Here is a 22,115-nt window from a genome sequence, read left to right as displayed (position 1 = left end):
GGATCTCATGAATGTAGAGTTAATCATCATCGTCATGGCGCTTGTTTCCATTGCCACGGCGATTTTCTACGCAGCTAGGGTGGTTCGCATCCAAGTCGGCGGAGACGGTAGCGACGCAAAAGAAACCGCAAAGTTAAAAGAAATCTCCGCGGCGATCGCAGAAGGGGCAATGGCCTTCCTTCTTAGAGAATACCGAGTCATTTTGCTATTTATCAGTTTCATGACTGTTCTCATCTATTTACTTTTGGACAATCCGAAGACTGAGTTCAACGAAGGGATTTACACTGCCGTTGCGTTTGTCTCGGGAGCCCTCATTTCTTGCCTTTCTGGTTTTATTGGAATGAAAATTGCCACAGCCGGTAACGTTCGTACGGCTCAAGCGGCAAAAACTTCCCTTTCTAAAGCATTCCGAGTGGCTTATGATTCTGGAGCTGTTATGGGTTTCGGACTCATTGGTTTGGCTGTTCTTGGTATGATCGGCCTTTTCCTTCTATTCACAGGGACAAACGTTGGTGTTGCTAAACACATCCTTATGGAATCACTTGCTGGCTTTGGTCTCGGTGGATCTTCTGTGGCACTTTTTGGTCGTGTGGGTGGTGGAATTTATACCAAAGCTGCAGACGTTGGTGCTGACCTCGTCGGTAAGGTAGAAAAAGGAATTCCAGAGGATGATCCTCGTAACCCAGCTACCATTGCTGATAACGTTGGAGACAACGTGGGTGATATTGCTGGTATGGGTGCTGACCTTTTTGGTTCTGCGGCTGAGGCTACTTGCGCGGCTCTTGTGATTGGTGCGACAGCATCGGCACTTGCTGACAACAACTCTGCTCTGCTTTATCCACTATTGATTTCTGCAATTGGAATCCCTGCTTCTCTTATCACTACTTTCTTTGCACGTGTGAAAGAAAATGGAAATGTTGAGAGAGTATTAAAATTCCAACTTTGGATCTCCACATTTATCGTAGCTGCTGCACTTTACTTTGTAACTGACATCTTTATGATTGATAGTTTCCAAATTGGAGACAAAACCATCACTAAGTGGAATGTTTATACATCAGTCGCATTAGGTTTGTTTGCTGGTATGTTTATTGGTTGGATTACTGAGATTTACACTTCTCATTCTTACAAACCAGTGCGTGAAGTAGCCGATGCTTGTGAAACAGGTGCTGCTACGAACATTATCTACGGACTTGCACTTGGTTACAAATCGACTGTGGTTCCTGTCATTTTACTTGTGATTGTGATTGTAGTTTCCAATATCCTTGCGGGTATGTATGGAATCGCGATCGCTGCCATTGGAATGATTTCCACCATTGCCATCGGACTTACAATTGATGCATACGGTCCCGTATCTGATAACGCAGGTGGAATTGCAGAGATGGCGGAACTTGGAAAAGATGTTCGTGATAGAACAGACACTCTTGATGCAGCGGGTAACACAACTGCGGCCGTAGGAAAAGGATTTGCGATTGGATCTGCGGCATTAACCTCGCTTGCACTTTTTGCAGCATTTATCACAAGAACACAAAATGCTTCTAAAGAAATGGGTGAAGGTGCTGTTGACCTAACTTCTATCGAACTTTTAGATCCACTTGTTTTTGGTGGTCTTCTTTTTGGAGCCATGCTTCCGTTTATCTTTTCTGCAATGACTATGAAGTCTGTAGGAAAAGCGGCTCTCGATATGGTAAAAGAAGTTCGTCGCCAATTCAAAGAAATCCCTGGTCTTATGGAAGGAACGGCAAAACCAGAGTATGCAAAATGTGTAGATATTTCTACATCGGCAGCTCTACGTGAAATGATCCCTCCGGGCCTTCTCGTTCTTTTAAGTCCCATCGTTGTGGGTTATTTGTTTGGTGTGAAGTCTCTTGCGGGACTCCTTGCAGGTGCTCTCGTTTCTGGTGTTGTACTTGCGATCTCATCTGCCAACTCTGGTGGAGCTTGGGACAACGCAAAAAAATACATCGAAAAAACAGCGGGTGGAAAAGGATCCGAAAAACACAAAGCAGCAGTTGTGGGTGATACTGTGGGTGATCCATTCAAAGACACCTCTGGACCTGCGATTAACATTTTGATTAAACTGATGGCGATCACCTCACTCGTGTTTGCTGAGTTTTTTGTCACAAAAGGCGGAATCGTTTTAAATTTCTTTAGATAGATTTTTGAAGCAAATTATATTTAAGATTGAGAAGACTTCAATCTAGAAGTTTCCTTAAGAAAGATTACAGATAAAAATCCTTAAATAGAAACAAGAAGAGCCGGCGGAAACGTCGGCTTTTTTATTTATAAGGTGGTGAAACTGAAACTTGTGTTTGTGCCAAGAGTCAGTCCAAAGATCGATTGGATGTTTTGACCTAGGGTGATGGTATATGTAGTTCCAGTGATCAGAGCACTCGCAGGTGTAAGTGTGATCGTTCGGTTTGAAGCTCCGCCTGTCAGACTTGGACAAGACGGGGAACAACTGATATTTGTATTGAGAGAAGTTGATTCGACCGCTTGCGTCATCACAATGGTGATGGTGGGGTTCAGTGATATACCCGTTGCCCCATTGGCAGGAATTGTAGATTCAATGGTAAAATTTTCTGATGTCTGTGTTACCAAAGGTAATACAAGGACACCCAGCAGAGAAGGTTTTGGTTCTGGGAGGCAGGCCAGCGAGGAAAAAACAAATAGAAATAAGATTCGAATTTTCTTCCAGCTGAGCATAGGTTCTAGTTTTAGTTTCGACTAATTTCCCTTGGTAACTGTGCATAGTTTTGCGTAAATCCCCAAGAAATTGTAACTTTCTAATTCAATAGACGTAATTTCTTTAATATTTCCATTTTTTTGGGAGACTTCCACAGAGGCATCTCCCAGAGCAAGGAGGCCGAGGTAGGACTTGGCACAGGCAATTCCTTCCTTGTTGGCAAAGAGGCCAGTTTCCATCATGCTGATCCTTTGGTCCTCAAAGAGTAAACCTTGCGTTCCGAATCCAGAACTTGCGCAAGAAGATGTGAAGATAAAACTTATAAAACAGACTAGTCTAAAATACGGAAATTCCATTAAGGTTTGTTTACTTGTTAAGCTCCTTATCCAAGGTTTGTGAGAGTTTGTTTTGTAAAATGATGATGTCGTCATAGAGTTTTTTTATTTGTTCTTCTTTCTTTCGAATTTTTTCAGTAAGTTCATCTAATGATTTGTTAGATGTATTGATTTTTTTGGAATGAAATTCCTTTAATTTGGATTCTATTTCCTCGTAGATAAGTCCACTCTTCAGTTTTTTTGCAAATTCATTTAATGAGTCAATATTCTGTTTCATCGTCCGGTGATGCGTAAACAAAGTTCTTGGAAAAAGAAATATTGTTTTTTATAATAATGGTCTAGGCTATGAATTTCTTTAGGTCGAGAATGGCGCGGGATGAATTCTAAACTTGCATTACCTATACTAACCAATCCGAAATAGTTTGTGGTGCATGCTTCAACAAAACTGTCGGTTACTAAAGGAACTTTTCCCGGAGAATGCCAGCCCTCTTGCCCTTTGTTTTGAAATAACGTTACCGAAGGATTTCCAATTTGTACACTGAGACAATGATAAAAGTGTAACACAAGCGGTAACATCCAAAGTATTCTCATACTTTATTGATTTGTATCAAAAAAGTAGAAGTAAGAAAAACGAATTCCACGATCCATAGCATTGTCTTCTTTCGGTAAAATGCCAAGTAGGAGAGAAAAACTAAATGTTCCAAAACTTTCTGTATTCATGGAGATACCGGGATAAAAATTAAAATATCTTAAATTTTTATCTGCGGCTCTGTCGATTGGTTCTCTATATTCAATTTCTGTAAATATACGAACGGAATCCGCAATAGCAAAAGAGGGAGCAATTCCCACTTGGTAGTACCTTTTGAATTCTTGCAAACTAGATTCTTTTCCATGTCGGTTGGTTTCCGTTTGGAACCGAAACTCAGACATGATTTGAAAGATACCGTATTTATAACCGAGTCCAAAGTTGGGTCTGATTAAATAATAATCTGGATTTTCTCTTTCTCTGAATTCAGCATTTCTTTTTTTATCGTAGAGTCGCAAACCGCCACCGATGAGAAATTGCGATGAACCATTTTCAAAGACTTTTCCGTATGTCTTAGTTCAGTGAAAAACAGAATTTTGAGATTCAAAATTAAGCTAAGCAACAAGCCTTATATTAGCCTTTACCGAGTATTCTTTTCTCTTCAATTTTGCTTCAAGTAGTTTTTCTTTTCTTTCTGCTAAAATCTTTTCCTTGCGACCATAAAACACATCCATAGGTGTTACGTAACCGATTGCAGAATGAAGTCTTACCGAATTGTATTCTTCAATCCATTTACCAACTTCTTCTCTAATTTGTTCGAGTGAATACATTGGTATTTCACGGATTAACTCAGTCTTAATGGTTCCATGAAATCTTTCTAGTTTCCCGTTGGACTGAGGATGATTTACAGAAGTCCGAACATTATGGATTGAAAATTCTTTCAAAATTTGTTTGAATTCCTTAGTCAAGAATTGAGATCCATTGTCAGTTATGAGACGAACCGCTAAAAACTTATCGCCTCCAAGCCATTTGTCGCATGCATCCCATAAAACTAACTGTGTATCAAGTGACTCCATTCGAGTACTGATTGACCATGCAAGGACTGCACGTGAAAATCCGTCTAACACTGATATCAAGTAAACAAAACTTCCTTTAAAATTGATATATGATATGTCCATATGCCAGTGTTCATGAATAGCTTTAGGTTGATCAAAACCTGTTTTCTTGGATTCTCCCAAGGGCTTTTGCCATCTGCGGTTTAAACCACAGTCCACCAATACGTGGCGTATACACTAGAAGGACGCCACGTATTACGTTTTCATCAATCATCATCCATGCCAAAAGAACATATCCTTTGAATGGATGATTTCGTTTGTAATCTTCAACTGCCTTTCGTTCCTCTGGTGTTATCCAATGCGATTTTGGAATTACTTTCTTTGGTGATTTGTTTTTACATTTTCTCCAAACAGTTAACTTGCCTGGATTTACATCTATTTTACTACACAGGTATTTGATGGGGAGACCTGACGCCTCTTTCAGCCGATCTAAGGTATTTACAATCTCATGCTTTAATGCAGTCGAAACATGTAATCCTGTCAGAGCTCCCCAGCTTCTTTTTTTAGGTCGATGATCTCCCCTGTGAGTTCGGCTATGATTCTGTTTTTCCTCTCCAGTTCCTTTTCATACTTTTCTATCAGTTTCTTGTTTTCATTGGATTCTTTTTGATTCGACCCAGCCAATGCTTCGCGTCCTGCTTCCAATACTATTTTTAACCAATTTTGCATCATGGTTGGATGAATCCGATATTCATCACAGGTGTCTACCAACTTTGATTTTAATAGGTGTTTTCGGATGATGCCTATCTTGTCATCCGCTTTGAACGTACGTCTTTCTCTTACTTGTTTTTCCATCTCTAATCTCCATTTTCGGCTTGGAGTATTAGCTTAATTTAGGTCAGCAAAATTGCGTTTTCATCTGAACTGGAATACGTATTTGATCCCAGCATTCCAACGATCCCAAGTAACTTCTTTTGCTGTATCAGTTTGTGAATAATCGTTGCGACCAATAGAGGATATTACTGAAAAAGAATCTGTAAATTTGTATTCACCTTCAATGTTAATGTTTTTGTTTATTTCTTTGACTCCATTGAAGTCCTTGTGCCAATAACCAACATTACCTTTGAGCTTTGTATACACGGCCACCGGTTCAATTTGTAATGGGTGTGCAAAACCACTATTGGCAGGTTGCGAATATAAGGATGAAGCCAACGAAATAATAAAAAGAGAAATGATTATTATATTTTTCATATTTAAAATCCTATATTAGTAATCGGATAGATTAATCTTGCAAATTTATCTGCAAGATAAGTATAACCTAAGTTATTTGCATGAATACAATCTAACATAAATTCTGCTCGCGAATTCGGTTTCCCACCTAACGTATTTCTTAAATCTGCATAGATGAGAGAAGGTTCTTCTCGAACTGTATCAAGAAGTAAGTTATTGAATGCATCTAATTGGTTAGAGGTAAATACCGCTGCATCAGGAACAACAAGTCCGATGCTATCAAACTTAGATTTGCATCCTTCATCTGAACCAGCAATGACAGGTGCCATATATGGATTGGGATAGTCGTATCCATGGATGATCCATTTTAAAGGTGGACCCCCAAATTTCGAAATTTTGTAGGCATTACCGGAAATGATCATCTGTTTGAGGTTTGCTTTGATGGTTGCAAATCGCTGCGCTTGAACCGTTTCCACTTTTCCGATATATTCGGAGAGGTTTGCTTGGATATCATTTCCACCTAAGGATAGAATGATTACCTTCATATCTGCCCCACCTTGGTCTATGACTTGAAACTGAAGACCTTGGTTGACTACCTGTTGTAAGGTTTTTCCACCAAGGGTTGCACCAACGAATTTATAATGAAACCGATTTTCCAATTGAGGTCTAAGTGTTTCTACTGCTGGAAATCCAAGAAGGAGATCTGTCCAACTATCGCCGATGATGCCAGTTTTAGCAGGTGTTTCACCGTTACAGACTGCGTATGTAGTACAAAGTAGATTGGCTCCAACATCATCAAAATAATCTTTTTTTGTATCACATTGGATGAGGAATACTAAGATTCCTAACAAAACTGTATATTTAATTTTCTTCATTGGGTTTAGTTTCCTTCCAGATATGGTCCATGATAAATGCGCATGATAAATCGCCGGTTAGATTTACTGAAGTTCTACACATATCTAAAAAGCGGTCAACTCCAAAAAGGATAGTGATTCCTTCAATGGGTATGTGAAATGTATATAAGATGGATGCAAGTATGACGAGTCCAACCCCCGGTGTTGCGGCCGTTCCAATCGAAGCCGCCGTTACCGTTCCAACTAACAAAAACAAGTCTAAAGATGAAAGATTTACTTGGTATACCTGACTTAGAAATACGGTCGCAATAGCTTGGTACAATGCGGTTCCGTCCATATTGATAGTAGCACCGAGGGGAAGAACAAAATCTGCCACTGTCTCTTTCAATTTTAATTTCTCTTTGGCAAGTTTTAAAGAATAGGGAAGGACAGAGCTAGAGCTAGAAGTGGAAAATCCAAGTAAGGGAATTTCACGAACCTGGTTCAAAAAACGAAGAGGATTCTTTCCTGTAAAAATCAGAATCAAAACAGAGTAGAAAACAAGGATACAAAAAAGTCCCAATATTACTGTCCCAATATATGAAACAAGTCCAAATAACAGTGAAAAGCCGATCTGGACCATGGCATAACTCATCAAACCTAAAACGGCCAAGGGAGCTAGTTTCATTGCAGTAGCCACAACCCATAAACAAAAACTTTCTAAGGAATGACAAAAAGCTTTTAACGCTGCACCTGATTCACGAGAAGTTAGAAAAAAAATCCCTAAGATCATACCAAAAAAAACTACTGATAACATCTGCTGTTTGGACCAAACAATGACTAGGTTTTTAGGAATGATATTTGCTATGGTTTCTGGAACCGATTCTAAATTTTGATTTAACTTAGCGTCGGAGTTGTTTGTGCTAATTTCTACTGATTGGGTTTGGATGTGATTTCCCGGTTTGATGATGAGTGCTAATGAAATTCCGATACTTACTGATATGATCGTAGTAAAAATAAAGTAGAGGAGAGTTTTGCTTCCTAGGTTCCAAAGATCTTTTAAATTTCGTAAACTAGAAACACCGAGAGCTATAGAGACTATAACTAAGGGGATCATAATCATCTGAAGTAAATTTAGAAAGATATCTCCGGGAAGTTTCATCCATAGTAAATATGGTTTTAAAGTGAGTGTTGATACAAGGCCTGTTTCTGGATTTAGCAGGATTCCAAGTATCAAACCTAACAATAAAGATACGAGAATTTGAATCCAGAATGCAATTTTTGGAAAGAACATTTCCAAAGTCTATCCTTTGGAAATTCTATGTAAATGAATTTAAATGCTGATATAAGTTTGGAATAGTCGTATTCTATGGAAAATGGTGGCACCGTTTTTGATTTTCCGAATTTCCACAGTGTATTCGTCTTTAGCGCGTTGGATTTCTTTCATCGTTTTGTGGAGGACTGCTTTTTTTTCAGGACGATTGTCCCATTTATAAGCGGCCTCTTGGCGCATCAATTTTTCTTCTAATTGACGAATGGTTTTCTGGTGAGAAAGTTCTACTTTATATTCTTCCTTTTGAAATATGGATAGAGTTTCTTTTCTTAGGATTTCTTTTTTAATTTCCGCTTCTGATTCAACAATCGGATAACAATGGATAAATGCTTCTTCTAGTTTCGAAAGAGGGATTTCCTTTTCAGGAATATATGTTTTTGCCTCTGTCCATTCCGTAGGTTTCTCTGTATATACTAGAGTTTTCCTTTTTTTTAGATCAAATTCTATAAAGAAAAGATCCTTTCGTTTGAGAGAGAAGTCGAATTCCACTTGGAAAACAAAAAGGATTTTCTGCCCTAAGTTCTCTGAGATAAGATACTTTTTTTTACGACCGACATCACTCTGTGTGAGTAGTTCCGTTACCTTTTCTACAAAAGGATGTCCAAATGCCAAAAATTCGAGAGAGTCATTGGTTAGAGCCAAGTCAGAATCGAAGGTAGCTTTTTTAACTTTGCCTTCTGTATTTTTATATTCGTAGGAACCTTTACTGATCGCTGTGAGGGAGCCGGGTAAATAGTTTTGAAAGAACTTCGAACCTTGAGCTACCACTTCTTCTAAGTGGCTATTGTTCCATTCCCTTTCTTCGAGTGTGTGGTCGTAGTAATCTTTTAAATTAAAATCTAATACTTTGGGAGTAACGAGTGCATTGAGTTTTTCAAATCCTTTCTGAGCGACTTGAATCCGTAGGTCAAATTCTGTTTCTAATTCTTCTTTGGTTTTAGTGCCAGTCACAAACTTCATAAGGCTAGAATTAAAATCCAATTCTTCTTCTATGGTTCCCAGTAAGTCGTCAGAAGCACCAATCGATTCTTCAAACAAACGAATTTTGTTTGTGAGTACTTCTAGAATTCTTTCAGCAACTGTATCTTTGGAAGCAAAGTTAAAGATATAAACATTATCTTTTTGTCCAAAACGGTGGATCCTTCCTATTCGTTGTTCAATCTTGAGAGGACTCCACGGTAAGTCATAGTTAAATAGTATATTCGCAAATTGTAAGTTACGGCCTTCCCCACCGGCTTCTGTACAAATTAAAATTTCGTAGTCTTCTTTGAATTTTTGGATGGCTACTTCTTTTTCATCCATACTGAGTGAACCGTGAAAGGGAGATACTTTGAAGTCTGGTTCTAATACAGATTGTAAATGGTCTTGTGTGGTTCTAAATTGGGTAAAGATAATGAATTTTTTATGGCCTTCTCTTTTTAAGCGATAGAGTGTTTCTTTTAGTTTTAAAGTTTTTTTATCTTCTTTGATTTGTTTTCCCAAATGAATGAGGCGGTTCAGAGTGAAGAGCTCTCGTTTGATCCTTTGGAAACTACTCATTTCTTCATCTTCTAATTCAGTGATGAATTCTTCGACACCTTCTGTTTCATCCAAATCCCAATCATCGAGAGTGGTTTCATGTTCTTTCATATAATGGAATTTGGATTCCAACATAAATTTACGTTTTTGTAAAGCAGAGAGAAGGGCAATTACAGATGAATCGAGTAACTTCTGGAACACCACCATCACAAAACCAATGGCACGGTTTTTGGTTCCCATAGCCATATTATATTCTCTTTTTACATATTCGGTAGTTTCGTCATAAAACGCACGTTCGATGGGAGAAAGATCAATTCGAACTGTTTTTGCAAACCGTTTGGTAAACCCACCCACTTCTACCTTTCGGCGACGAAGAAGAACCTTAGAAATTTTTTCCTTTAAATCGCCCTTTTGACCAACTACATAGTCGTTCACAAAAGTGTGGTACGGCCCAAGGATATTTGGATCTACTAAATGTAAGAGATAAAAGAGTTCTTCTAGTTTTCCACGAAAAGGTGTGGCTGTGAGAAGGAGTAAACATTCTGTTTTACGTGCAATTTTTTCGGCAAAAAGGTACCCACGAGTAATTTTAGAATAATCACGTCTGAGCCTGTGGGCTTCGTCAAAAACCACAATGTCCCATTTCGTTCCTAAAATTTCTTCTGCATATTTTGGGTTTTTGATAAAATCAATAGAAGTGATAATTTTATTAAAGTTTCGCCAATGGTCGGGGCCGTTTGTGATAAAGTTTTTTCTGCGAACGATGGCAAATTCTTCGTTGAATTTGTTTTTCATTTCTTGTTGCCATTGGACAAGAAGGGGAGAAGGCGCAACCACGAGCACTTTTTTAAGTCCACGGCGAAACATGAGTTCCTTAATGGCAAGACCGGCTTCAATCGTTTTTCCAAGGCCTACTTCATCAGCAAGGATAAACCTTGGTTTTAGACTATTGGCTACAATGAAGGTACACTCAATTTGGTGAGGTAGGAGTCGTGTTCTGGAATTGGAAAGAGAAGACAGTTTATTAAAATTATAAGTAAGTTTGAGTTGGCTTGCCGCAAGAGCCAAGTCCATGGCTTTGGGAAATTCTTCCCAGTCACGAAGTGAATCTGGATATTGGTTTAAAAATTGTAATTGTTTATTGGATTTATTAACTGTTCGAAAAATTTCTTTAGATTCAAAGAACAACTCCACTGAGGTGGCCATCTCTTTGGTGACTTTAGCTAGACCTAACTCTGGTTCATCGATGAGGAATCCATACTCATTTGTTTGCTTTGGTTCAACCGTTGTTTCAAAATCTAAACTTAATTGAATAGGGATGTCCATCAAACTCCTTTCTGATTTCCCCAAAGCACTTTGTGAATTTGAAGCGACAAACGGCACTTAGGTGGGTTGTCTACTTTGATCCATTCGACTAGTTCTTTGGCATCCACTTCACCGTGGACTGGCGAATACAATATATTTGTCTGTATTTTTTGTTCGCGAATGACTTCGATACTTCTCTCAAAGTCGATTCTATCTCGCACAACGAACTTGATTTCGTCAAGTGAATTATGTCTCTTTTCTAGAATCCGAAAATTTTCCTGATCCATCCGGTTTTCCATTCCCGAACCAGGTAATTTATAATCCATAGTGAAAATAAAAAAGGAATCTTCGGTGATCCTTTCGCTTCCATTGGTTTCTACACGTGATGCAGGGTAGGGCCTACCGAAATTCATTCGGTGTTCGTAGATTCGTTTGGCAAGGGCTACTGATAGATCCCTGTTTTTTCCTTCTAAGGGTTCCCCTCCCGTGAGTAGTACTTGGTATCCGTGGCGCGGATCCAATTTTTCTAAATCGTTCCAAACAGAATCCAAAGTTTTTTCTTCACCTTGGTTTGGTCCAAGTGCGTAAGCTGTGTCACACCATAATGCTCTTGTTTCCGTTTTGCCACAACGTAAGGAACAACCAGCAAATCGTATGAAGACAGTAGGGATTCCTTGTGAAATGCCTTCACCAGAAATGGAAGAATAAACTTCATGAATTTTTCCAAACATTGTATTGATTCTCTCTGTGCCAGATTACTTTAAATTGTTCTTGCGAAAACATTTATTCAGAATTTCATTTTATGGTCATGTTTGTAGATGCCAAATTGGAATTTCCTTTGATTCAAGAAAAAGAGGTACAAGAAAACCATCTCTTACTTCGATTTCGAACTCCTGCCAACCCAAAGATTGATGAACGAAAACCTTTGGTGATCGGTCTTGCCGTGGACAAAAGTTGGTCCATGAAGGGGGAAAAAATGGAATCGGTGATTGATGCCTCCTGTGCCCTAGTCAATTGGCTTACCAGACATGATGCTGTCACAATCATTGCGTATTCAGCTGATGTTCAAATCATCCAACCGGTGACTCACCTAACAGAAAAAGTCTCAGTGACCGATAAAATTAGGAACATTCAAGTAGCCACCTCTACCAATCTGAGTGGTGGATGGTTGTCTGCTCTGAAAAGTCTTAACCAATCCAAAATTCCGAACGCATACAAACGAGTTTTATTACTCACAGATGGAAATCCCACATCGGGAATTAAGGAAAAAGAAGCACTTGTCAAAATTGCCGCTGATCATTTAGCAATGGGAATCTCCACCACAACCATCGGCGTGGGAAACGATTTTAATGAAGAGATGCTAGTAGAAATTGCAAAAGCTGGCGGGGGAAATTTTCATTACATCGATAACCCGGAAAAAGCATCAGACATATTCTTTGAAGAATTTGGAGACATTGGTGCCTTGTATGCACAGGCAATTGATGTAGAATTACAAATGGCACCAGGTGTAAGGTTGAAACAGGTTTTATCCGAAACCTCACACCAAATCGCAGAGGAATTTGATGAGTTTTTGGGTGATTCCAAAACCATTTCTAGACAAAAAATCAATCTCCAGTTAGGTGATCTCAGAGCCGACGACATTCGTAATTTAGTATTGCGTTTGGCAATTGATGACCGCATAAACCAAGCGGATTCTCCTTTTTGCGAAGTGAATGTTTCCTATTATAATTTATTACAACAAAATGCCTTAGAATCAGTAAAAGAATCTTTTCGTTTTCCCAAAGGGAACAATAGGGGAAAACAAGATCCCGATGTTCTTGTGGAAATTTTGATTGCCAATGCAACTCTTGGAATCAAAGAAATTTCGGATTTCATTAGACGTGGTCATACAGAGGACGCCAAAGCCTTGTTATTTGGTCTGATTCAAGATATAAAAACCAACCTACATTTTGCTCCGAATGCACTGGGATCGGTTCTGGGTCGATTGCAGGTTTTGGAAACAAAAATTACAACCAAATCGGATGATTTAAACAAACATCTGTTTATGAACTCGCAAATGATGATGAAAGGTCCAGAAAAGTTAGATTTGAAGGACGTAATCGTTCATGATGAAATTTTTGAATACCGCACTATAGGTGATATTGATTTGTATAAATGCCCTGAAATCAAACTTTTAATCGAACAAAAAATGTCAGAAGGATACAGGTATATGATTTTTGATTTTGCCAATACTTCGCATATTGATTCGTCTGCGATTGGGATGGTGATTCAAATTGTGGGTTGGTTACGCCGTCGTGGGGGGGGAACTTGTGGTTGCTAACATTCATGATTCTGTAAAAAAGATTTTTGAAATCACACGGTTGTACAACCACATTCGTGTCGCTGAAAACGTTTCCTCTGCCAAAGAAGTGTTACAAAGGATTATTTATGCAAACGAAGGGGATACAAACAAATAGTTGGTTTATGCTAACCAACGTTCTGCTTCTTCGATGGCCTCTTTCAATTCACCAACAAGAGTCGGTGCAATGGCGATCCCTTTCTGAGTGGGTTTTAGTTCACCGTTGGGATCGGTGTACCAAACTCTAATATTAAAAAAAGTTTGGCCTTTGTATTCGGAAATCTCCACACGGATGACTTCCCCTCTACCTTTGTCAATGTCTCGAATGATTCCTGTTTTTGCCATGTTAGTACGTCTCTACAAAAAGTTGTTCTTTTTCCTCTAGATGTTTTTTGAAATCCTCATACGATAGATCTGTTCCGCAAGCAGACATGATTTCTTGTATGACTCCTTTTTCCATTCCCTTCGGACCGCCACAAATATAAAACTTACCGTTTTCATTGACAGCATTTTTAATTGCTTCGGCATTTTCTTTTGCACGGTGAGTGATGTACATCTTTCCGCCATCAAACGAGTTTTTTTCTTCTCGACTAATTGCCGTTAGGAAGTGAAAATTGGAATGAGATTTAGCCATTCCTTCAAAATAATCGCGCAGGACAATTTCATCGGAGTAAGGAGCTCCATAAACCAACCAAACATTTCCTTGGAAGGAGATGATTTTTTGGACGAGGAGTTCTTCCACCATTCCAAAATAAGGACTGATTCCTGTTCCTGTGGCAAAAAAGAAGATATCGCCAATAAAATCCGTTTGAGGCAGGAGGAATTTTTTACCGGCAGGCCCGGTCATGGTCACCGTGTCACCAGGTTTTAAATCACAAAGGTAATTGGAACAAACGCCCTTATGAACAAGATTTCCATTTTCATCGTACACATTGTCCCTTTTGACCACAAATTCGATATTGTCCTTGGTTTGGCCAAAACTGAACGATGGTGAGGCGATGGAATACAAACGAATGGTATACGACGGGTCAGCTGATCCTTTAGCTTGTTTTTCTGGATCAATACCCGGAGGAATGATCCCAGCGCTTTGGCCGATCATATAGGGATAGGTATTGTGGTCGATAGCGATGGTGATTCGGTGGACTGCGGAATCGCCTTCCTTACTTGGGCGTTTTCCCTTACCCAGTTCGGGAGTCAAACGGGTGTTCGCCACAACTTGGGCTAGGATGGGATTGGATTTTTTGAAGAGATTGATTTGAGGGGTAAGCAAAGTCGTCCTCGTAACAGGTGGTTTTTGGTCAAGTTTGACATTCCGATAGTTCGGGAAAAGGAGAAGTTGGAGTTTTCATTTTTCCTCTTCAGAATTATGTCTCTTCCTTGACTGTATTTTTCGATTTTTTAAACTTTAGTCATTCCGGCCCCCTCGCCGATCCTATAGACAACCGGGAAAACAAATTGCATGAGATCGACTGAAGCACAAGAAAAGAAACCATCCTCATTTCCAAATACCGTCCTTCATCAAAAATTGGAATCATTCACTAATACGATGCTCCAATCTATGCAAACCAAGGCAAAAGAAGAAAAAACCTGGGCAGTTCTTTCGATGTCGGGAGAAATTTTAGCACAGGGTCACCAACTTCCGCAAATCGATCGTAATTCTGATTCTTTATTTTCAATCTAAGTACGGAGGTTTCTATGTTCAACCGTAGATTCCGACTCTTTGTTAAAATTCAATTAACAATTGTTAGTTTATTATTTCTACTGACTTCTTTTCCCGTTTCTGCGGAACCTTACGGGATGGCAGGGTGTGGGCTTGGTTCCATGGTTTCCGTTTGGAAAAACGATATTGGACAGGTTCTTGCCGCAACAACCAATGGCAGTTTATCCTCGCAGACTTTTGGAATTACGTCGGGAACTTCGAATTGTACTAATGATGGAATTGTAAGAGCAGATCGAGCCCAAGAAGTGTTTATAACTTACAATGAAGAACCATTGGAATTGGAAACTGTAAGCGGAACAGGCGAAAGGATTCGAGCGATCGCTTCTTTGTTAGGTTGTCCTACTCATAGTAATGAACTGGGAAAATTGATGAAAGAAAAACATTTATTTATCTTTGATAAAACACAAGGTTTAGATTCAAATTCCAGATCCAAGGTCATTTTATCTCGATTGAAATCAAAAATCGCCGAAGATTCTGAATTAAAACAAGCCTGTTTGTACTAGTCGCGAATCACTCGAGATATTTCTGAGTTATACCGATGCGCCGCTTCCGTTTGGTTGAGATAACCAAAGGCGCCTAGTTCAAATATAAAAGCTGCTGTAATTCCATAACTACCATCGGGTACATCGTCACATCCTTTTTTACCAGCAGGGTGAATTTTCCAATCGCGTGGATTGAGAAACTGGAAGTTTTCGGGACAAACCACATGACCGTAACTTTTTCCATCAGCGTGCCTTGCTTCATGTAATAGAACAAGGATCCGATCCATTCGATTTAAACTAAAGAAGGCACGACCGAGTAATACATCCCCATCATGATACATAGCTATGTATTCGCCAGTGGAACCGTAAGAGTATTTTTTGATCCGTGATTGGATCCAACGTGAAAGTTTTTTACCAGAGAAACCAAACTTAAAAATAGATTCAAATTGGGTGAGACGATTGTAGGTCGATTTATCGATTCTGATTCGTTTTGGTTCCAAAGTTTCCAAATAAGAAAACGATTCTTTTAAAACTTTGGATTGTTTCGCATTTAACTTTGATTCATCGGAGTACAGAGCAACTCCAGATAACCAATAAAGAACGATTACAAAAAAAAATGTTTTCTGCGAATAAAGTTCAAAAAGTGGCTTGGAGTCCACCATAGTAAAACCTGGGACGAATAGGATTGTATGTAAGCTCGTATTGGTCTAGGACATTGTCTACTCCTAAAAACAAAGCCATCCTTCCATCGAAGAATTTTTTCTCCATCCTTACATTTAAGAGAGTAAATGGTTTTCCATACACAACTTTGTTGGTTTCTTCTGGAGTTTTTGTTTGTTGGTCGATGAGAGCTGTACTTGATCCCGCAGTAAATTCATTGGTTGTACTATAAAACGGCCGTTTGTCTAAACGTTTGGCACGAAGGGCAAATTCCCAACCACCAGGTGCATTCACAAAAAAGTTCATTGTTCCTTGGTGGAGGGCTCTTCCTTCTAAGGGTCTATCGGTTGTTAGGTCACGAGTGTCCGTTTGGTTGTATCCCAATTCCAAAGCAAAATACTTCAGAAATCGAACTCGGGAACCCGCTTCCACACCTCTTGTATAGGCTCTTTGTACGTTCTTTAATTGAAAATTGGCAAATTCGCTGGTTCTCGTTCCAAAACTATATTGGATAAGATCGGTGATATCATTCCGAAAGACACTTAAGGATAGAGTCCAAAATTTAAAGGGAGTGTATTCGAGGTCTGCATTGACAGTTGTTGATCTTTCTGGTCTTAGTTTGTCATTCCCATCCACAACGTACCCCACACCTGGGTTTTCAAAACGTAAGTACAATTCTCGAAAAGAGGGAGGTCGGAATCCCTTACCGTAACTGGCACGGAAAACAAGGTCACTTGTGATATCGACTTTGGTTGCAATTTTTGGTGTAGTCTGACCACCAAACTGAGAATCCACATCATGACGTACCCCTGGAACCAACCGCCAAACAAAACCTTGGCGCCAAATCACCCATTCATCTTGAATGAAGGCAGCTCGTCTGGTTCTATAGGCATTTCTTCTTTGTAAACGATCTGATTGTAATTCTTCTGAATAGGATTCGACACCAGCAGTCACCATGTGATCTTTATTGATTTCATGATCAACTTGAGCGACACCTTGGGATGAAAATTCATTTGTGAATTCTTTTACGTCGAGTTCATTGGAATTTCGTTGGTCCAACTTATAGTGATTTTCCCAACGAGAAAAATTTCCACGTAAAGATACCATATTGCGTTTTCCATAAGTATATTCCAATGCACCTAACCCGAGAAAGTCGTTTGTAAGGTTGGTTCTATCAAAAACTCCACCATTGGATCTAGAATCAATTCCTGCTTGGTTACGATTTAAATAATTGATTCCTGTTTTTACCTTAAATTGACCATCTGGATTGAAGGTCATATTCCCACCTACGTTTGCATCCTGGAATGCATTTCCTGTTGTGGCTGGAGTTTTGGGATCTAAATCATAAGCAGCTGATTGGTTGAACCCACCAAAAAAATTGGAGGCTACAAAATTATTTTTGAAACCAACATCGGCGATCATATTCTTTTCGCCTTGGCTTCCAAAATTGGTCTGCCTTCCGTTTCCATAAGAGGTTCGGAATTGGTAATGTTCTGGTTTTTCTGCTTGTTTGGTGATGATGTTGATTACACCACCAATGGCATCGGCTCCGTATAAAGAAGAGGAACTTCCTTTTACGATTTCAATTCGTTCAATGTTCTGAACTTTAAACCGAGTGAGATCAATGGTGTTATTCAAACGTCCGGCAACACGTTGTCCATCCACAAGAAACAATACATATTTGGAATCGAGCCCGAGCATCTGGACTTGAGATCCTCCAAAAAATGGAGTTACGTTAATTCCAAGTTGGGTATCTAACACCTCACCTAAGTTACGTGCTCCTGTTTGTTCAATTCTTTTGCGAGAAATCACTTCTGTAGCAACAGCTGAATCTTTGAGTCGTCGTTCTCTGCGAGAACCTGTGACTACAATACCATTTTTATTATCTAAATCTTTAAAACGGTCCACTTCTTCTGTTGGATTCTCTTCTTTATTTCCCTCTTGCGGCGTGGTTGTGATAGAGGTTGGAGTTTCTCCGTTTTGAGGATTAGGATTGGTTGTATTGGTATCTGTTTCTACAGGAGTTGTTGGAACAGTTGATGTTTTCTCAACAGTTTTTGTATTCTTTCCATTTTCACGTGGTTTTACTTGAGAATGAACTTCTCCTATAAACAATAAAAAAAGACACAGGATTGGCAAAAGGAACGGATTAAATAAATACATTAGGGAAGTTTTTTCCATCGGATGGTCGGATACCCTGAAGTTCCCGCATCACTATAATAATTTTCAATATGGACTGCATAAATAGATGAACCCGTTCCAGAACGAATCAGGTAGATATCTGACTTCGGTGTTAAATTTCCAATTGTATAGTTATACCATTCAGTCATTAGAGCGTTTCCGACATAAACGGCACCGGCTCCGCCGATTCCTTGTGTGGTAGAAGCGCTGTCTATGGTGAAAGAATTACATCCTTGGCTTGCGGCAGAAGTAGAACTAGCGACAGCAAAATCTGTTGTATTACTTTTGCAAGTTCCCCCCAAACCCGAACGATTGGTTTCCCCTGAATTGGTTGCCACCTTATATCGGTTAAATGCAATATCCCAGGTTAACTTATCTTTTTCAGATAAGGGAATTTGTTTATTTCCTTCAAAATAGAAATAAATATAAAAATCTAAATTACTGGCGTTGATGCGAGTGAGGTAACTCCCGTCCGCTTGTAAACGGGAGAAAACAATTTTGTCAAGTGCATTGGGATTTCCAGCATTGATTGCATTGACAATCAATTGGTTGACTAAAATTTCTTGATCCGTCAGGGCTTTTTCCTGACGGGCACAAAAAAAGAATCCGATTGCAATCAGGCAAATATAAATCCTTCGCATACGGTAGGAATATTATAGAGCTATTGAATAGCTAATCTCTGCGGCTTGTCCATTGCGAGGAATTGCATAAATTAAAATATAAACACCTGAAGTGTTACCACCGTTAGTAAGCGTGATAGTTCCTGTGCCATCTAATTTGTAGGCATCAGTAAAAGAAGGATCAGCTGTAAGAGCTGGACCATAAGTGATTCCCGTTTTGATTACTTTTGTAGAATCTAAGGGGCAAGATCCAGATCCATACACAATCACTTCTGACTTTCCAGTTAAAGTAAATGTTACAGCGCCTGTGCTTGCGTATTTTAATACTGCGGTTGGATGGCCCACAACAGGAACACTGCTTGTTTTAGAGATGGTACCAGATCCAACTCCAGAAGTTGTTGTCCAAGTATTGAGTGATTTACCGGCTGCGGCAACAGAACAATCACCAGCCATATTAAAAAGGGAGCCAACAGCTACTAAAGTAAGAAGGTCTTTGTCGTTATTTTCTTTTTTTTCGCACTGAAGGGAAAGTCCAGCCACCAAACTCAAAAGGATTAATAATTTTGTCTTATTTTGAAGGGATTTCATAGAACCTCGGTCATTTTTATCCAGGCTTAAGGACTGGTAATGAGAATCAAATTCATTTTATCGATTGGCCAATTTTTTTAAGTCTCTGACAGAATCATGACAGATTTCTGAGGAATCGGAAAGATTTGGTCATTTTATTTTCCAATTTCCTCATTGTATCTCGATTGAGCTTACAAACGTATCATGGAAAAAATCAATTGTAAGGAAAAGGATTTTTCGTCTACTATGCCTAGGTCATGTCTCTCAAACAAATCACTATCTATATTGAAGAGTTTGATCATGATTTTTATAACAGAATACTTCGCGACATAACGAATATTGAATCTTGTAATGTTCACAGTTTTCGTTCAATCTTGGACATTAAACCGGGCTCTATTAAAGAATCCGCAGTCTTTCTATTTTGGAATGATCCTAAAGTATTAGAAAAACAAAAATTTATTTTTGAACAGTTTCCTGAATCACCTTATATTTTGCTTTCGATTGCACCTTTAACACCGATCGAATTAGCAAGAGCTGCGCACCCTACCTATCTGCACCTTGCAGAAAAAACATATTCAGTTGGTATCCTAGATTTAGTACTAAACTTTTCTGAGCGATTGATTGAGGATATGAATCGTTCCATTGCTTATGATGAAATTAGAGAAAAGGTAATTGTCCTTCAAAATGTTTTCGAAGAATCATTGGATGTTTTGATGCAAATTGATCCTGGTACCAAACAGATCATAAACGCAAATAAACAAGCTGTTGTTGTATTAGAATACCCATTGGAAGAGATTGTGGCATAAAGAATTTTCATTCTTTATGCCACCTGTGGAAGTAGATGAAGATGAAGAGTTTCAGGGAAATCTAATCGAAAGTACAGCTTTAAAAACAAAGTCAGGGCATTTGATTCCAACGGAATCTTCCTTTCGATTGTTTCCAGTGAACGGTAAAATGGCAATTTGGGCCACCTTTCGTGATATTACCGAAAGGAAAAGATCTCAAGAACAAGTCAGAAATCAAAAAGCTTTTTATGAGTTTATTTTAGATAACCTAGACTCTGATATTGCTGTGTTAAATTCAAATTTTCAATACGAATATACCAACCCTGTCTTTTTATCAAATATGGACATTCGAAAGTGGTTATTTAAAAAAACAGATTTGGAATTAGCTGAGAGATTGGAACTTCCTGCTGAATTTCATGAAAAACGTAAAAAATATTTAGAAATTGCAGCCAAAGAGAATCAAATTGTAGAGTTTGAAGAACTCATACAAGACAGTAACGATAAAGTAACTTACCTTTTAAGAAAATACATCCCTATTGATGATACAGAAACCGATCAAAAAAGATTTATTAGTTTCGGGGTTGATATTACGGAAAGAAAATTATCAGAAGAAAGAATAACTTACTTAGCTTATTATGATGCCCTGACAGGACTTTCCAATCGTACATTATTTATTGATCATGCAAACCAAGCCTTAAAAAATCACAAATCAACAGAGACCTTACTTGCGTTCTATTTTTTTGATATAGATAACTTTAAGTTTATTAATGATAGTTTAGGCCACACCAAAGGAGATATTCTTTTGCAAATGGTTGGTGCAAGACTGAAACGTGTCATGACGGAAGTAGATACTGTGGCTCGATTTGGGGGAGATGAATTTGCGATTTTAAAAGTAGATATTCCTAATAAAAGTGCTGCTGCTGAATTTGCCCAAAAGATTTTAGATATTCTAAGCCAACCTTTTCATATCATGGGACGTGATTTGTTTACAACCATCAGTATGGGAATTGCCCTTTCGCCAAATGACGGTGTTTCTTCCTCTGAACTTTTAAAGAATGCAGATATGGCAATGTACAAAGCAAAGGAACTGGGTAGAAATAATTATAAATTCTATACTAACGAACTCATCCTTCGCTCTGAAAAACGATTGTACATTGAAAACTCTTTACGAAAGGCGATTCAAAACGAGGAGTTGGTACTTTTTTTCCAACCTAAAATTTCTACTCTTACTAATCAAGTTTGTGGAGCCGAAGCACTCATCCGCTGGAAACACCCGGAAAGAGGTTGGGTTCCACCTGTAGAATTTATTCCAGTCGCAGAAGATTCTGGGATTATCGAAAGGATTGGCGATTGGGTTTTGGAAGAAGCTTGCCGGCTTAAAAAACAGTGGAAATTACAAAAGTTTCCTGCTTTTCCGGTTAGTATCAATGTTAGCGGAAAGCAACTAGCGCGCGCTAATTGGTCGCATCGCGTTCAGTCTACTATCCTTCAATATAACATTGATCCCGAGGAAATTGAATTAGAATTAACCGAAAGTTCCATCATGGAAAATCCAGAAAAAAGTATCGAAGCGTTTGAATATTTATCTGGGCTTGGAATCAAAGTATCTATCGATGATTTTGGAACTGGTTATAGTTCATTAAGTTATCTTAAAAAAATCAATGCAGATGTTTTAAAAATCGATCGCTCCTTTGTGATTGATTTGGAATTGAATGAAGATGACAGAGCTATTTGTAAGGCCATTATCAATATGGCGCATTCATTAGGAATGGAAGTCATTGCAGAAGGTGTGGAGAACGTCGCTCAAAGGGATTTGTTGCACGATTTGGGATGTCATATGATCCAAGGATATCTTTACAGCAAACCACTTCCCGCAGAAGATTTTGTTGTCTTCGTTCAAAAATTTAACGAATCCGCAAAAACAAAATAGCCGAAATTTAAAGA

25 protein-coding genes are annotated in these 22,115 nt (G+C 38.8%); 7 read left to right on the top strand and 18 right to left on the bottom strand.

The window, feature by feature from the left end; translation table 11 throughout:
- Positions 1-7 precede the first annotated feature (7 nt).
- The gene (locus tag LEP1GSC199_RS07930; protein WP_002980370.1) at positions 8-2,155 is read left to right on the top strand and encodes a sodium-translocating pyrophosphatase; all 2,148 of its coding nucleotides are present in this window, start codon (positions 8-10) and stop codon (positions 2,153-2,155) included.
- A 125-nt stretch (positions 2,156-2,280) separates the two neighbouring features.
- On the opposite strand, the gene LEP1GSC199_RS07925 is transcribed toward LEP1GSC199_RS07930, so the two are convergent.
- From LEP1GSC199_RS07925 to LEP1GSC199_RS07870, 12 genes are all read right to left on the bottom strand, one after another.
- The gene (locus LEP1GSC199_RS07925; protein WP_002980406.1) at positions 2,281-2,703 is read right to left on the bottom strand and encodes an Ig-like domain-containing domain; all 423 of its coding nucleotides are present in this window, start codon (positions 2,701-2,703) and stop codon (positions 2,281-2,283) included.
- 21 nt (positions 2,704-2,724) lie between these two features.
- The gene (locus tag LEP1GSC199_RS20825) at positions 2,725-3,039 is read right to left on the bottom strand and encodes a TRL-like family protein (protein ID WP_083901929.1); all 315 of its coding nucleotides are present in this window, start codon (positions 3,037-3,039) and stop codon (positions 2,725-2,727) included.
- A 10-nt stretch (positions 3,040-3,049) separates the two neighbouring features.
- On the bottom strand, positions 3,050-3,295 hold the full coding sequence (locus tag LEP1GSC199_RS07915; RefSeq protein ID WP_002980343.1) for a hypothetical protein: 246 nt from the start codon (positions 3,293-3,295) through the stop codon (positions 3,050-3,052).
- The gene (locus tag LEP1GSC199_RS07910) at positions 3,292-3,594 is read right to left on the bottom strand and encodes a TRL-like family protein (protein WP_002980261.1); all 303 of its coding nucleotides are present in this window, start codon (positions 3,592-3,594) and stop codon (positions 3,292-3,294) included. The genes LEP1GSC199_RS07915 and LEP1GSC199_RS07910 overlap by 4 nt, the downstream gene beginning before the upstream one ends.
- A gap of 18 nt (positions 3,595-3,612) precedes the next feature.
- Complete coding sequence (locus tag LEP1GSC199_RS07905; protein WP_002980405.1) at positions 3,613-4,062, bottom strand: hypothetical protein; 450 nt, start codon at positions 4,060-4,062, stop codon at positions 3,613-3,615.
- A 96-nt stretch (positions 4,063-4,158) separates the two neighbouring features.
- On the bottom strand, positions 4,159-4,722 hold the full coding sequence (locus LEP1GSC199_RS07900; RefSeq protein ID WP_083901932.1) for an integrase core domain-containing protein: 564 nt from the start codon (positions 4,720-4,722) through the stop codon (positions 4,159-4,161).
- A gap of 417 nt (positions 4,723-5,139) precedes the next feature.
- A complete protein-coding gene (locus tag LEP1GSC199_RS07895; RefSeq protein WP_002975869.1) occupies positions 5,140-5,454 on the bottom strand; it encodes a hypothetical protein in 315 nt (104 codons plus the stop codon).
- 60 nt (positions 5,455-5,514) lie between these two features.
- A complete protein-coding gene (locus tag LEP1GSC199_RS07890) occupies positions 5,515-5,850 on the bottom strand; it encodes a hypothetical protein (RefSeq protein WP_002980304.1) in 336 nt (111 codons plus the stop codon).
- Positions 5,851-5,852: 2 nt separating this feature from the next.
- The gene (locus tag LEP1GSC199_RS07885) at positions 5,853-6,704 is read right to left on the bottom strand and encodes an SGNH/GDSL hydrolase family protein (RefSeq protein WP_002980507.1); all 852 of its coding nucleotides are present in this window, start codon (positions 6,702-6,704) and stop codon (positions 5,853-5,855) included.
- Positions 6,691-7,956 carry a dicarboxylate/amino acid:cation symporter gene (locus LEP1GSC199_RS07880; RefSeq protein WP_002980517.1) on the bottom strand — a complete coding sequence of 422 codons (1,266 nt, stop codon included), beginning with the start codon at positions 7,954-7,956 and terminating at the stop codon, positions 6,691-6,693. Before LEP1GSC199_RS07880 ends, LEP1GSC199_RS07885 begins: the two co-directional genes overlap by 14 nt.
- 39 nt (positions 7,957-7,995) lie before the next feature.
- Positions 7,996-10,839 carry a DEAD/DEAH box helicase gene (locus tag LEP1GSC199_RS07875; protein ID WP_002980397.1) on the bottom strand — a complete coding sequence of 948 codons (2,844 nt, stop codon included), beginning with the start codon at positions 10,837-10,839 and terminating at the stop codon, positions 7,996-7,998.
- Positions 10,839-11,549, bottom strand: coding sequence for a 7-carboxy-7-deazaguanine synthase QueE (locus LEP1GSC199_RS07870; protein ID WP_002980293.1), 711 nt, complete (start codon positions 11,547-11,549; stop codon positions 10,839-10,841). Before LEP1GSC199_RS07870 ends, LEP1GSC199_RS07875 begins: the two co-directional genes overlap by 1 nt.
- Positions 11,550-11,620: 71 nt before the next feature.
- Between LEP1GSC199_RS07870 and LEP1GSC199_RS07865 the strand changes: the two genes are divergently transcribed.
- Together LEP1GSC199_RS07865 and LEP1GSC199_RS21755 are read left to right on the top strand one after the other, a co-directional pair.
- Positions 11,621-13,138 carry a VWA domain-containing protein gene (locus LEP1GSC199_RS07865; protein WP_232420718.1) on the top strand — a complete coding sequence of 506 codons (1,518 nt, stop codon included), beginning with the start codon at positions 11,621-11,623 and terminating at the stop codon, positions 13,136-13,138.
- The gene (locus tag LEP1GSC199_RS21755; RefSeq protein WP_232420716.1) at positions 13,128-13,274 is read left to right on the top strand and encodes a hypothetical protein; all 147 of its coding nucleotides are present in this window, start codon (positions 13,128-13,130) and stop codon (positions 13,272-13,274) included. Before LEP1GSC199_RS07865 ends, LEP1GSC199_RS21755 begins: the two co-directional genes overlap by 11 nt.
- Before the next feature lie 5 nt (positions 13,275-13,279).
- On the opposite strand, the gene LEP1GSC199_RS07860 is transcribed toward LEP1GSC199_RS21755, so the two are convergent.
- Together LEP1GSC199_RS07860 and LEP1GSC199_RS07855 are read right to left on the bottom strand one after the other, a co-directional pair.
- Positions 13,280-13,501 carry a transcriptional coactivator p15/PC4 family protein gene (locus LEP1GSC199_RS07860; RefSeq protein WP_002972855.1) on the bottom strand — a complete coding sequence of 74 codons (222 nt, stop codon included), beginning with the start codon at positions 13,499-13,501 and terminating at the stop codon, positions 13,280-13,282.
- A 1-nt stretch (position 13,502) separates the two neighbouring features.
- Positions 13,503-14,426, bottom strand: a complete 924-nt coding sequence (locus LEP1GSC199_RS07855; protein ID WP_002980349.1) for an FAD-binding oxidoreductase — start codon at positions 14,424-14,426, stop codon at positions 13,503-13,505.
- A gap of 189 nt (positions 14,427-14,615) precedes the next feature.
- Here LEP1GSC199_RS07855 and LEP1GSC199_RS07850 point away from each other — a divergent pair, with 189 nt between their 5' ends.
- Together LEP1GSC199_RS07850 and LEP1GSC199_RS07845 are read left to right on the top strand one after the other, a co-directional pair.
- Positions 14,616-14,837 (top strand): hypothetical protein, encoded by a 222-nt coding sequence (locus LEP1GSC199_RS07850; protein ID WP_002980383.1) that lies wholly within the window; start codon positions 14,616-14,618, stop codon positions 14,835-14,837.
- Positions 14,838-14,851: 14 nt separating this feature from the next.
- Positions 14,852-15,379 (top strand): DUF3015 domain-containing protein, encoded by a 528-nt coding sequence (locus LEP1GSC199_RS07845; RefSeq protein WP_002980481.1) that lies wholly within the window; start codon positions 14,852-14,854, stop codon positions 15,377-15,379.
- Here LEP1GSC199_RS07845 and LEP1GSC199_RS07840 read toward each other — a convergent pair.
- Genes LEP1GSC199_RS07840 through LEP1GSC199_RS07825 form a run of 4 tightly spaced genes read right to left on the bottom strand, consistent with a single transcriptional unit; the run spans position 15,376 to position 19,407 of the window.
- Positions 15,376-16,020 (bottom strand): hypothetical protein, encoded by a 645-nt coding sequence (locus LEP1GSC199_RS07840; protein ID WP_002980291.1) that lies wholly within the window; start codon positions 16,018-16,020, stop codon positions 15,376-15,378. The two genes, LEP1GSC199_RS07845 and LEP1GSC199_RS07840, sit on opposite strands and share 4 nt — an antisense overlap.
- Positions 15,995-18,181, bottom strand: coding sequence for a TonB-dependent receptor plug domain-containing protein (locus LEP1GSC199_RS07835; RefSeq protein ID WP_002980461.1), 2,187 nt, complete (start codon positions 18,179-18,181; stop codon positions 15,995-15,997). Before LEP1GSC199_RS07835 ends, LEP1GSC199_RS07840 begins: the two co-directional genes overlap by 26 nt.
- On the bottom strand, positions 18,181-18,840 hold the full coding sequence (locus LEP1GSC199_RS07830; protein ID WP_002980339.1) for an HmuY family protein: 660 nt from the start codon (positions 18,838-18,840) through the stop codon (positions 18,181-18,183). The genes LEP1GSC199_RS07835 and LEP1GSC199_RS07830 overlap by 1 nt, the downstream gene beginning before the upstream one ends.
- A gap of 12 nt (positions 18,841-18,852) precedes the next feature.
- On the bottom strand, positions 18,853-19,407 hold the full coding sequence (locus LEP1GSC199_RS07825; RefSeq protein WP_002980278.1) for a hypothetical protein: 555 nt from the start codon (positions 19,405-19,407) through the stop codon (positions 18,853-18,855).
- 236 nt (positions 19,408-19,643) lie between these two features.
- On the opposite strand from LEP1GSC199_RS07825, the gene LEP1GSC199_RS21750 reads away from it, so the two are divergent.
- Together LEP1GSC199_RS21750 and LEP1GSC199_RS07820 are read left to right on the top strand one after the other, a co-directional pair.
- Positions 19,644-20,192, top strand: a complete 549-nt coding sequence (locus LEP1GSC199_RS21750) for a hypothetical protein (RefSeq protein ID WP_002980389.1) — start codon at positions 19,644-19,646, stop codon at positions 20,190-20,192.
- Complete coding sequence (locus LEP1GSC199_RS07820; RefSeq protein ID WP_232420714.1) at positions 20,182-22,101, top strand: sensor domain-containing protein; 1,920 nt, start codon at positions 20,182-20,184, stop codon at positions 22,099-22,101. Before LEP1GSC199_RS21750 ends, LEP1GSC199_RS07820 begins: the two co-directional genes overlap by 11 nt.
- The last annotated feature ends 14 nt before the right edge of the window (positions 22,102-22,115 follow it).

This window comes from Leptospira vanthielii serovar Holland str. Waz Holland = ATCC 700522, assembly GCF_000332455.1.
Taxonomy (GTDB): Bacteria; Spirochaetota; Leptospiria; order Leptospirales; family Leptospiraceae; genus Leptospira_A; species Leptospira_A vanthielii.
Note: the sequence above shows the minus strand (reverse complement) of the source record. Positions and strands in the feature narration are given on the sequence as shown.